This window comes from Microcoleus harperi Pol14_C6, from assembly GCF_036701295.1.
Lineage (GTDB): Bacteria > Cyanobacteriota > Cyanobacteriia > Cyanobacteriales > Microcoleaceae > Microcoleus.
Window position 1 is genome coordinate 57874 of record NZ_JAUBQN010000009.1, and the last position, 12777, is coordinate 70650.

Consider the following 12777-nt stretch of genomic DNA (forward strand, 5'->3'; position numbering starts at 1 on the left):
CTAAGTAAGTGCCAATAAACATTACATGGTTCCGGCGGGTGAGAAGACTCCTCTACTCACTTTGATCGTGGATCTTAATTAAACCCTCTCTGATAAGATACTATGGTTATTTTGCGATGACCTACTTACAGTTCGCGATCGCACTCCGACCCAAGACAGCGGCTTTCGGCTTCGCTCAACCACTGGGTTTTTTACTGCATCTGCAGGATCGAATGAAGTATTGCTGTGAAAAAACCAAGGTGAGGATTACTCCTGGCATCGCGAACTAACTTAATCAGGGCTTACGCACTCAAGAGCGTTAAATCAAGGGTTTAAGAGTGCTTCCCTACGTTCGCCATCACACAAAATCTTAGTAGGTGCGTAAGTTTTATTAATTAGAGTACGATCGCCCAAATGTTAGCACGATCGCACTATCCACTGCAGCACACAACCCAAAAACATGCATTTACCTGCGATTCAACTCCATTCTTTCGCCGTAACGTAACAGCATATCCAAACTCTCCAAACGATTTTGCCAAGTTTGCACCTGATAGCTATTTTCGGCAGAATGCAAGCGCATCGAAGATTGAAATTGAGATTGAAAACCCCTTAACAATCTTTTAGCAGTGGCTAAACTTTCCGTAGAAGGGTTTGCCGCCAATTTGCTCAAAGCTTGCGCCAATTCATCGGATCGACTTTGCAAAACTTTCAGTTCAGATTCCGACACCCGCAACTGATTGTTAGCCAACAAAAAACTCCATTCCTGCTTGAGAGCAGTATAGCGCGAAGCCGCCGCCGCAAACGGCTGTCTGTAAGGAATCGGCTGCGCAGCAGAAGTGGAACGCACCGGCGTGCCTTGAGTGCGGTTAAAAAACCCCTGCATCCCGCTGCTGATACTTTCCACCGCAAAAATAGCATAGCCCCCAGTCGGCAAATCTCGCAAAGCTTGAATTTGGTCGATCGCCACAACTTCCGGGAGAGTCAACAACTTAACCGCCGGAGAAATCAAAGCCGAACCCAGCATTTGTTCCTTTACCAACGGTTCGGTGATGCGCTGAAGTCGGTTCGTATCCAAAGCATAAGTCATCGGCACAATCAAATCTACAATGCCCTGACGAGCCCACACTTCCCAATTTTGCTGAATTTTGTAAATCCGCTGACTTTCCGGGTGCGGAAACACTGCCACCGACAGAATTGTGCGCGGATAATTCTGCCGCAAAAGCTGAGAAACTTCAGCTACAAAACTATTAATTTGATTAGTTTTAAACTCAACCCACTGCCGCCATAAACTGCCGTCCCTGGGGGAAATATTCACCGGATCTGCACCAGTCAACTGTCTAAATTGCTGCCTCCCCGCAATACCGTAACCGTAAGTAAAATTTGCATTGTCATCTTGAAAAGGATAGCGAATATAGTCTAATTGCACCCCATCTACTTTGTAGTTTTTGGCAATTTCGCTGACAATTTGCAGCAAATAATTACGCGCTTCCGGGTTCGCCGGATCGAGATAAAATTTACCATCATTAGGATTTTGGGTGCGTCCTTTATTGTCAATATTCGCCCACTGTGGATGAGCGGAAAGTACCGGTCCTGGATAAGAACTAGGCTGGCCAATTAAAGTATTGTGGCGCTTATTTCCTGTGGCAAAAACCCAAACCCAAGCGTGCAGTTCCATGCCTCGCTCGTGGGCTAATTTAACTGCAGATGCCAGCGGGTCCCAGCCAACTGTTAGGGGATTTTGTTGCGGTGCAACTTGACTGGGATAAATCGTATATCCGGCATTCAAAGTTTCAAAGAAAACGGTATTGATACCGGCGGCGGCGAGTCGATCGAACACTGCCGCCAAACCCTGTTCCGATCGCGCTGCGACGATCGTACCGCGATCGAGCCAAACCGCCCGAATTTCCGCCCCAACGCGCTGTCCTTCCTTCGGGTAATTTTGCCACAGCAACTGTCGCGCTTCCACCCACTGCTTTCTAGCCTCCGCATAGTTTTGCTGTTGCAGGAGTTGGTCAAAAGTTTGCAAAACCTGCCGCGCTTGGGCGATCGCCCGCGCCGTTGCTCCTTGCAGAACAGGCGGGCGGCTGGCTGCCGGGCCGCCAGCACTGTTGCTTGCCGCTACCAGTTGAGGGGGAGTAGCAGCATTGAGATTAACAGGCGTATTCGCTGAATTAGCTGCTGTCAGGGCGCTTTCAAACCGGCCGAGGAGGTTAGTGAGTTCTTGGCGCATCAAGTACGCTTCAATGCTGACGATCGGCTTATTGGAATTTGCCTGCACGTCCAAGCCCGGCGGTGCCGACTGATCCGAAGGATCTGTAAAAGTTGCAGGAACTGGATCGGGAAGCACACCCGATGGAGAAAGTCGGCTCAGCGGGGTAGTACGCGGCGAAATAGGGCTGTTTCTAGTGACTCTTGAGGGGGGAGTTGGCAGTGGGGTCGCGGCAGCAGTGGGCGGCGCTACAGGCCCAGAAGCGATAGTGCCTCCCCAGCGGGCGATCGAGGCTTGCAGCCAAGCCTTATCTACATTTGCCGAACCGTCGCTACCCCAGCGCCAGCCGAGATAGGTAGCGCGATCTGTGGCGATGGCTGCGGAGGAACCGGAACTATCTTTCCAAGTAGCAATTGTTTGACTGTTCGCATCAGCCGGAATCAAGACACCACCTTGGACAGAAGCATTTTGTTGTGCAGTCGGCACCCAATTGTTAGAAGTAGTGCAAGCAAGATCCCGACAGCGGCTGCGCGGTTGCGGGGTTGCCGGTTGGGTTAACGGAAAAGCCCAATAGGCCCCGAGGAGCGATCGCAAAGATTGGCGCACCAAGGCCGGGGAACTGCGGCCGACGGGGCCCGAAGCAATCAAGCGGCCGCCCTGGGAGGCCCAAGCTTCTAAAACTTTAATTTGCGCCGGGCTCAAAGTTTCAATGTTGGGCAAAAACAGCACGTTAACGCCTGCTAAATCCGCCACATTTTTGATTTCTTCGAGATTGATTGGTTTGTAAGCAATGCCGCTTTCCCAGAGGCGCGTGGTAATCTTCACCCAATCGGGAGAATTCTCGGAACTGCGAACAACGCCCAGAACTACTTCTGCAAAACTCGGAGAGGGAAATAGGATGAAGAGATTGAGTAATGTACTCGCTACAGTTCCAATTAAGACTCTTTGCAAGAAAGTGAAAAAGCGAATTTTTTGAGCCTGGGCGCAGGCATCAGGCATTTGATCGGGCTTATTGATTTGTTGCATAAATATGAGAATTACTCACCACACCGCTTGAGAAAAATTCAATTACAATTAAGAGCGATCGATCCGCACCATACAATTTTCTATCCTGCCCTGCAACCTGAATCAGGAAAAAGTGCGATCGAGCGATTTTAAATTTTAGATTTTAGATTTTGGATTGTAGATTTTGGATTTAAATCTAAATCTATTCCTCATGACAGTTGACAGTTGACTGTTTGGACATTGTGGCATTTGAACAATATCGATGCCACCGGAAACGATTTTAGATTAAAATCTGCGTGCATTTGGGTTAAAAAACCAAAAATACAATTTAGATGCCGGACAGCTTACAGCCAACAGTCAACAGTCAACACTCAACAGTCAACACTCAACTGTCAACTATTTTCTGGCGTTGCAGCTTCATTCACCGGGAATCTATCGATTAACTGCATCGCCCGACAAGCATTCCTACGCAAAGAATCCGAAACATGAGGAACGTGAGGAATCTGAGACAAGAAATCCAAAGTCCGGCGCAAAATCCGCACTACATCCCCTTCATCCAAACTCGTATGGCTAATCAGTTCCAGCCATTCAACGCCCAGAGCCCACTGTTCGACCAAAGTCACTAAATCCCGTTCCAGCCAAATCGGGATTGCAGCTTCATGACGGTACTGCACTTGAAACAATCGGCGACGCAGGCCTTTTTGCAGATTGTCCAAAGGTGCCAAAACTTCTGGCGACAGCGAGTAGTGAGTCCAACTGTCGGGCCTGGAAACTTCTGTAACTAAGGCCGCGCAAGCAGCAGCGAGGTGATGGGGGTCGAGTTCGTCAAACTCCGCAGACATCAGGGACAAACCCAGCCACAGTTCGTTATCGCCGCGAATGGCGGCGCAAGCTTGGCCCAAGATTGTGGGTACCAACCTGTCGGAGGAGTCATCTCGGTTTCCAGTTGCCGAAACTACTCTTTCCAAGCAGCCGAAATTAAGCAAGATGTCGATTAAGTTGAGAAATTGCTCCCAGTAGCGAGCTCGCTGCTTTTCTAATTCTTGTTCGCTTTTGCGGATTTCTTTTTTCAATTCTTCCCGGCGGCGCTGGCGTTTGAGCAAAGTACCGGGATTGCCCCATTCTAGAACCGGGTGAATTTCTAGCTTAGCTTCTAGGGCTGCTATTTTCCGCTGTTGCTCGATCGCCTCTGGGCTCGGTTCCGGTGCCGGCAATTGTGGGATCGATGCAGCAATTGAAGCAGTTTCTTCATTTCCCAAGCGGCACTGGCCGAGTCTCAGGGGCATTTCCGACGGCGGGTTCAAGGTATCTGCAACACTCAAGCGAGGTAATTCGGCGTGCAGGGTAGCGACATCGCTAATGGCGACGACATACCAGCGGTTATCTTTGCCCAAGCACACCAAATTTGGTGCTTGGCCGGAACCTGCGATTTTGGCAACCAATACGGCGGGTACGGGATTTGTGTGCGATCGTTTAGCTGTCGGAACGTGCTTGCCTTTGAGACTCAGAACCGTGCCGAGCACTGCAAAAGCCACAGCTACGGACATCTCCTTAAATCTGGCTTCTTCAGCTTGCTGCAAAAGAATTTTGAGCAAACGTTTGTCTTCTTTAAGTCTTGCCTGCAATTTTTCGTAATGGGCGAGCTCTTTTTCCACGGTGGAGACATTTCCTCCGGCCGCCAGGGACTGTTCAAGTACCGCCAATTCTGTTTGCAATCGGTCTAATTCTTCTTGCTGCGGCTGCAAGTACAAGGTAGACAGGTATTGACCAAAACTCCGCTCTACCAACTCTTGAGCTTCGTCGAGAGTGTGAGTTTGCAGCAAATTCAGCACCATGCCGTAGCTGGGAGTAAACTGACTGGCGAGGGGGTCGGCTTTGGCTGTTGCCAAATATGAGGCTTCTTTTGCGCCTTCAAAGCGCGTCTGAACTGCGACAACGTGCCCCAGCTTGTCCATGCCCCGCCGACCAGCCCGACCGGCCATTTGCAGGAATTCTGAAGCGTTTAGCAGTCGGTGTCCCTTGTCGGTGCGCTTGGACAGGGTGGAAATGACTGTGGTGCGGGCGGGCATATTAATCCCGGCTGCTAGAGTTTCGGTGGCAAATACGACTTTAATCAAACCTCTGCCAAAGAGTTCTTCTACTAAACCTTTCCAAGCGGGCAAAATGCCTGCGTGGTGGGCGGCGATGCCTTTTAAAAGAGCTTCTTTTTGACCGAAGCGTTCTGCTTCTGGGTTTCGCTGTAAAAAATCGTCAATGATGCGTTTGAGTTCGGCTGTTTCCGCTTCGTTAACCAGGGAGAAATTGCCGACTTCTGCGACTGCTTGGTCGCACCCGCGACGGCTGAAGATGAAGTAAATTGCTGGTAGCATATCTCGATCGTCCAACCGGGCCAAAACATCGGTCAAACTCGGAGTGGGGATACTGCCTCTTTCTACTTTTTGCTGCTTCTTTTTGGGGACTAACCGGACATTCGCTCTTTTGCCGGTCTCGTCTAGCAGGGGAAATATCCCTTTTTGGTTGGCGAAGTGGAATTGCAGCGGCACTGGCCGAAAGTCTGAGTAGACGAGCTCTGTGGGCCCGTGGACTTTGTTAATCCAGTCTGTGAGTTGCTCGCTATTGGCAACGGTTGCTGAGAGGGCGAGAAGTTGAATTTCGCTCGAACAGTAGATGATCGATTCTTCCCAGACGGTACCGCGCTGGCGATCGTTCATGTAGTGACACTCGTCGAGTACCACGGTTTCGACTCCGGTGAGGGAAGTACCGACTTCTCCGATCGGCGTACCGTAGAGCATATTCCGAAATATTTCGGTAGTCATCACTAAAATCGGCGCATCTCGATTGACGGAGATGTCGCCGGTCAGCAAACCTACATTGTCGTCTCCAAATTGACTGCGGAAGTCGCGCAGCTTTTGATTAGAGAGTGCTTTGAGGGGAGTGGTATAGAAGACGCGCCGCCCCCTGGAGAGTGCTTGATGGATGGCGTATTCCCCGATTAACGTTTTCCCAGAGCCTGTGGGAGCACACACGACAACGGATTTACCTGCATCGAGGGCGGCGATCGCCTCTCTCTGAAAGTTATCTAGCTCGAATGGAAATATGGTCTTCAGATCCAGCTCTGGGCGGTTCTGGGCAGTGTCTGGCACAAGAATTATTATTAAGGTTTCAGGGTAAGTATGCTTAAATCTTGCTGAAAGCAAGTCAGCAGAGGACTGTACTGATTTTAAACCTTCGTCAGCAAATCGGCTATTAAGGAATAAGTCTGTTGGCAGTTGGCAGTTGGCACAAGAAAGAAAAAATTTTTGCCTTCTTCCCTATTCTCTGTTCCTTCTTCCTTCTTCCCTCTTCTCTCTTCCTTCTCTATGATTCCAGTTATTTCGACTGTTCCTGTGGTGCAGCTTGCTTCGGGCGATCGGCTTTCACTGCAAGTCTATCAGTTCCAAGGTGCCGTTCCTGAAACAAAGGGTTATATCTAGCATGATCTTAACAAAGAATATAAATCAAGAATTACGCCCTAAGTGTTTTGACACGCTATTTATGGCGTAAAGTGCGTACTGCACACCCTATAAGTAGGGTGTATGTGTAAGTCGTGTAAATCTCAGAAACTTCACGGTTTTTTTTATATGAAAATTCTCAAAAATCGCAGGTTGCGGCTCCGCATCGCCCTTGTTTTGCCCTTTGTATTGCAGATCGCTGGAACTGTGGGCTTAGTCAGTTATTTGTCTTTTCGCAGCGGTCAAAAAGCGGTTAACGATCTAGCAGCGCAATTACGCTATGAACTCACTGCCCGGATTGATGGAGAACTCAGAAAATATCTAGGTAACACCCACGATTTTAATCAGTTGAATGGAGCAGCTTTTTCTGAGAATAGTTTTGACATGGTTAATGCCAGCAATGCCAAGCAATTTCTGACCCAGGTACAAATTTCTACCTTTATTGATTCATCCTACTGCGGTGACTCCCAAGGGCAATACCTGGGGGCATCTCGCCTGTTTTATCAAGGTTCTGCAACGGTCGCCATGTCTGTTAGCAATCAAGAGAGCGACTACAATTTTTACTATTATAGTATGGATAGTCGGGGCAATCGGCAGCAGTTGCTAGAAAAACGCCACCCCTACGATCCGCGCAAACGTCCTTGGTACATTGCCGCCATAGAAGCAAAACGACAGATTTGGAGTGAGGTTTACCTGGATTTTAGCAGCGGATTGCCCACGATTACAGCTAGCGAGCCAGTGTACGATAGTACGGGAAACATCTTAGGGGTTTGTGCCACGGATGTGGTGCTTTTAGAAGATTTAAGGAAATTTTTAGCTAGTCTGGCAATTGGCAAAACAGGTCATGCTTTCATTATGGATCGCAAAGGTTCCATGCTTTCTAGCTCCACCAATGAACCTCTGACTGTGGGTAAAGGGGAAAATGCCAAGCTGGTGATGGCGATTCAAAGCGAAGAACCCGTAGTCAGAGAAACTGCCCAATATTTGCACCAGCATTTTGGCAGCTTCGATCGCATTGAAAGATCGCAACAAGGCGATTACCTACTCAACGGTAAGCGACAGTTCGTGCAGGTATCCCCCCTCAACGATGGCAAAGGTATTGATTGGCTGATTGCGGTGGTGATTCCAGAAGCAGATTTTATGGGACAAATCTATGAAAACACCCAAAATACGATCGTGCTAGTTTTAATAGCCTTATTCGTCGCGATCGCGATCGGTATTCTCACTGCCCGTTGGATTACTCACCCATTATTAAAACTTGCTGAGGCATCTCAAGAAGTTGCCAGAGGTAATCTCGACCAAAAAGTTGACGCTGGCTCGATTAAGGAAGTTGCTATTGTGGCTGATTCTTTCAACAGCATGACCGACAAACTCAAGGAATCGGTAAAAGCCCTACGCTTAGCTAATGAGGAGTTAGAAAATCGAGTGGAAATCCGCACGGCACAACTACGCCAAGAAAAGGAGCGATCGGAACAGCTTTTACTCAATATTCTACCTGCCGAAATTGCCGAGCGCTTGAAACGGGCAGAATCTCCCACAGAACATTTTGAAGAAGTGACGATTCTCTTTGCTGATATTGTTGGTTTCACCACTCTCTCAGCCCAAATGGAACCTATGCAATTAGTTGCCGGATTGAACCAAATTTTTTCGGCTTTTGATGAGTTGACAGAAAAGTACGGTCTAGAAAAAATTAAAACCATTGGTGATGCTTACATGGTGGTGGGTGGATTGCCAATCGCCAGGGAGGATCATGCCAGGGCGATCGCGGATATGGCTTTAGAAATGCAGGCTTACATGAAAACAATACCCAACAATTTAGGAAATTCACTACAAATACGGATTGGCATTAATACTGGTCCCGTCATTGCGGGAGTGATTGGCATCAAGAAGTTTATTTATGACTTGTGGGGAGATGCCGTTAATGTCGCTTCTCGCATGGAGTCTCACGGTAAACCGGGCTATATTCAGGTAACAGAGACCACCTATTCTCTTTTGAAAGATCTGTATGTGCTGGAACCAAGAGGTACTATTTCTATTAAGGGTCGGGGAGAAATGATTACTTACTGGTTAATCTGTCCAAAAACCTAGAAGCCGATCGATGCTTCAATTGGGAAGATTGGTTTTGCCAAATCTCACCTGCCTTTCTAAACGTGTTCCCTCTCTCCGAGTCTTGTCTATGATTCCTGTTATTTCGACTATTCCTGTGGTGCAGCTTGCTTCGGGCGATCGGCTTTCACTGCAAGTCTATCAGTTCCAAGGTGCGATTCCCGGTAAAAAAGCTTATCTCCAATCTAACCTCCACGGCGCTGAGATTAGCGGTAATGCGGTGATTTACCAATTAATTGAGTTTTTAATGTCTTTGGACAGCAGTCAGTTAATCGGGGAAATTTGGCTAGTTCCGGTTTGCAATCCTGTGGGTGTCAGTCAGCGATCACACCATTTTTCTCCTGGTCGCTACAATCTTTATGATGGAGTAAATTGGAACCGGATTTTCTGGGATTTTGAAAAACAAGGGGAAGATATTCTGGGTTTTGCTAAGTCTCACATCCATCTTGATGCCTATACTGTGAAAGTTAATTACAGAAAAGCGATTGCTTTGAGTTTTGCGAAAGAGTTGGAAAAAATTAACGCTCCTAGTTGCCGCCCCTACAGCGAAGTTTACCGATATCAGCTACAATCTTTGTGTTTGGATGCTGACTATGTGCTGGACTTGCACAGTTCTACGAATCAAAGTTTAGATTACCTTTACTGTTTTAATTCCCGCGAGGAGAGTGCGAAAGCTTTTTTGCTCGATCGCGCTATCTTGATGAACGAGTACGACGGCGATGCTTTTGACGAGGCGTTTCTCAAGCCTTGGCTGGCTTTGGAGAAGATTTTGACCCAGTTGGGAAGTGCACTCAAATTTGACGTGGAAGCTTGGACTTTAGAATTAGGTTCGGGGATGGAAATGAATCCCCAGTCGGTGGCGAATGGCTTGCGGGGAATCAAAAATTACTTAGCAAGTAAGGGTTTATTGAAACTAGATGGATTTCCTCTCCCGGAAACAGCGGCGCATCAAGTTATTTTCACCCCCAAGAATTCCGCGATCAAATACTACGCGCCCGCGGGCGGGATGATTCAAAATCGAGTGGAGTTGGGGAGTGATGTCAAAAAGGGCGATCGGCTTTATCAAATTCTCAGCTTTAATAAGAATGGGGAATTTCCGAGTTTGGTTGATGTTTGTGCTGAGTCGGATGTTTTCATTTTTGATGTTTCGACAAATCAGTCAGTAAATCAAGGAGAGTATGTATTGTCTGTGATGGCCGATTGAGAATACCAAGAAAGCCGGTTTCTTCACTAAACCGACTTTCTTAAAACCTATGGGTAGTCGAACCATAAATTACGATATACTATTGAATAGCGCTTGTTTAAATTACGCCACATTTGTATAATAAATATCAGGATTGTCAATTAAAGCGCGATCGATAACCGTGGCTAGCGGTTGAGGAATTGCAGAAGTGCGATCGCACACAGGAACCGCATCATTTTGTAAAACCGCCAAAAACGAGTCTTGACCCTGGAAATTTCGCTGGGAAATCCCGTTATCATCACATACAAACAAGCCACTAGATGTGGGATTATAGAAACTTTTACTCGCACCATTAGCAAGGGGCTAACTCTTACTCCCCCCCTTAGCAAGGGGCTAACTCTTACTCCCCCCCTTAGCAAGGGGGGCTGGGGGGGGTAAAACACCCGAGGTTCTCAACCATTGAATCTAATCTACCTTTCTAACTCTTACTCCCCCCCTTAGCAAGGGGGGGCTGGGGGGGGGTAAAACACCCGATACTCTCAACGATTGAATCCCCTCTACAATAACCTCTAAAACCCCATCCAAATTATGATAAACCTCCTCATTAGTAAACCTCAAAAAATTAATCCTTGCCGCTTCAATAAATGCTTGCCTTTCTGCATCATATTCTACAGCGCCATCCACAAAATGACTGTCACCATCAACTTCTAGTGCTAACTTGATTTCCGGCGAGTAGAAATCTAGCACAAATGCTGCTACGCTATATTGTCTGCGAAATTTACAGTTTTCAAGTTGTCTGTTTCTAATGTGTTGCCATAGTCGCTTTTCAGCTTCTGTCATTTCTGCGCGAAGCTGCTGTCGCTTGAATTTTTCTGAGCTTTTGTTGTAGAGTTTTGTCATTGTTATATAGGATTTTAACCCCCCCAGCCTCCCCTTGGTAAGGGGGGGAGTAAGAGCGTTTTTTTAGTTTGTTGGTTGGTTGTTTAGATTTTAACCCCCCCCAGCCCCCCCTTGGTAAGGGGGGGAGTAAGAGCGTTTTTTTAGTTTGTTCGGTGGTTGTTTGGTTTTTTAAGTGCCGAAACGCTCCGAATACTTCGCCCAATTCACGTGAGTAAACTCGAATCTTCAGGGTTATTACTAATCAGCCCGGGTTTAGCAATATCTGCGTTGGGAAATCAGATAAATCAATTTCTAAAACATCGGAATTGTATCTGGCGCGGAGGCCGGGGCGAAGCATTATGGCAATATATTGTTCATTTTGAAGCTCATATTTTTCGCCGAATGCTTCGCCCCTACAGTTAATAATAAAGTTTATATTATAGTCATGGTAACTGGGGGTTTAGGCATTAACTTAGAAGTGGCGATCGTGGTTTTGGGCTGGGTTATAAATCTTTATGAAACCCTGAAACGCTTAGATGTTAGAGTCCACAAGTCTCAGCGCGAGAGAAGAGGCACAACACCACACAAAAGCCCACCCCTTCCCCTCACGGGGAGATGAGCTTCTGGTGCTTTCTCTGAAAAAGTGAGGTCGTTGTAATACAGCCTTTCATTTTTTTGTATCCAACCGACACGATCTCCAAACCTCTCGAATATTGCTTCATCATATTCACTGGTTCCCCCCAGACTTTGATAAATGCGCTTCTGCACGCTAAAGCCGAAGCGACCGTTAGAATATTTTACCCAAAGTTCGTCGAGGGTACGCAAGTCCTCGCAGGGGAATTTTTCAATACTTTCCGTATTCAGCCATCCTTCTTGCTCCCTACCCGCCACCTTCAACATCACTCTTGCCGTTTCCTTATCGGCTTCTTTCCACTTTTTAGCTGCTAATAAATTTCGCAAGTTTATATAATCCATTCCCATGGCTGAAACTACCCCCGCAGTCTCAGGAGGCGCTGGTTTTGGTATCAGCAAATCCAACCATTCCTGGACTGACTGCGGGCGATTTTGCGGTTCCAACTCCATGCCTTTCATAATCGCCGCATTCACCCTGTCGCTAATCTCCGAATTGAATTGCTTTGGCGGAGTTAAACGGTCAATTGTCTTTCTGTATATTGACGGACAAGGTAACTCACACGTTAGCATTGCGTAAAGAGTCACAGCCAAGGAATAAACATCAGTATAAGGGCCTCTTGCTCCCCGTCTTTCATACTGTTCGATGGGGGCAAAACACTGGGTGCCAAAAATGCTACTACTTCTCAACTTTCCCGGTACTGTCAATTCCCGCGCCAACCCAAAATCAATCAAAACTGCTTCTAAACCCCGCCGTCTCAGCATAATATTTTGGGGTTTCACATCGCGGTGAGTCAATCCTTGCTGGTGAACAAAACTCAGCGCGCTTCCCACTTGCTGAATAATTGGCAAAGCTTTCGCTTCCGACCAAATGCCGTTATCTTCGAGATGGCTAGCTAAGTCAATTCCATCGATTAATTCCATCACCATGCACCACAATTCGATATTTCCCACCATTTCGGGAAATACTTCGTAAACTTGGACGACGTGAGGATGGCTGCACCGGGCTAAAGATAAACCTTCGTTGACAAATTTGGTTTGGAATTCGCGAAAGTTTGGTTTACCTTGAACGTTCGCATTTAGGGTTTTGATGGCGACTACTTTACCTTCTTTGCGGTTTTGAGCGCGGTAGGTGACACCGAATCCGCCACCGCCGAGGATGGCTTCGATTAGGTATTTGCCTTGGTGTAGTTGTTGTCCGGGCGGCCAGTGCCTCATGAGGGGTATGTGAGGATGTGGAGAGGATGGTTTTGATTATAGCTGAGATGGGGGAATTTTGTTGAGTACAGTCTTCT

7 protein-coding genes are annotated in these 12777 nt (G+C 47.4%); 2 read left to right on the forward strand and 5 right to left on the reverse strand.

Annotated features, from left to right (window positions below; translation table 11 throughout):
- Positions 1–445: 445 nt before the first annotated feature.
- Positions 446–3187, reverse strand: a complete 2742-nt coding sequence (locus QUA27_RS09525; RefSeq protein WP_445251490.1) for a family 10 glycosylhydrolase — start codon at positions 3185–3187, stop codon at positions 446–448.
- Positions 3188–3585: 398 nt separating this feature from the next.
- Positions 3586–6336, reverse strand: a complete 2751-nt coding sequence (locus QUA27_RS09530) for a DEAD/DEAH box helicase (RefSeq protein ID WP_333067629.1) — start codon at positions 6334–6336, stop codon at positions 3586–3588.
- Between the two features lie 477 nt (positions 6337–6813).
- Between QUA27_RS09530 and QUA27_RS09535 the strand changes: the two genes are divergently transcribed.
- Positions 6814–8772: an adenylate/guanylate cyclase domain-containing protein gene (locus QUA27_RS09535; protein ID WP_333067630.1), complete on the forward strand. Its 1959-nt coding sequence runs from the start codon at positions 6814–6816 to the stop codon at positions 8770–8772.
- Positions 8773–8860: 88 nt separating this feature from the next.
- The gene (locus tag QUA27_RS09540; RefSeq protein ID WP_333067631.1) at positions 8861–9994 is read left to right on the forward strand and encodes a succinylglutamate desuccinylase/aspartoacylase family protein; all 1134 of its coding nucleotides are present in this window, start codon (positions 8861–8863) and stop codon (positions 9992–9994) included.
- A gap of 102 nt (positions 9995–10096) precedes the next feature.
- Here QUA27_RS09540 and QUA27_RS09545 read toward each other — a convergent pair whose 3' ends face one another.
- The 3 genes from QUA27_RS09545 to QUA27_RS09555 form a co-directional block, all read right to left on the reverse strand.
- Positions 10097–10285, reverse strand: a complete 189-nt coding sequence (locus QUA27_RS09545) for a hypothetical protein (RefSeq protein WP_333067632.1) — start codon at positions 10283–10285, stop codon at positions 10097–10099.
- 153 nt (positions 10286–10438) lie between these two features.
- A complete protein-coding gene (locus tag QUA27_RS09550) occupies positions 10439–10873 on the reverse strand; it encodes an endonuclease domain-containing protein (RefSeq protein WP_333067633.1) in 435 nt (144 codons plus the stop codon).
- 534 nt (positions 10874–11407) lie between these two features.
- Positions 11408–12700: a GUN4 domain-containing protein gene (locus QUA27_RS09555; protein WP_333067634.1), complete on the reverse strand. Its 1293-nt coding sequence runs from the start codon at positions 12698–12700 to the stop codon at positions 11408–11410.
- Positions 12701–12777 lie beyond the last annotated feature (77 nt).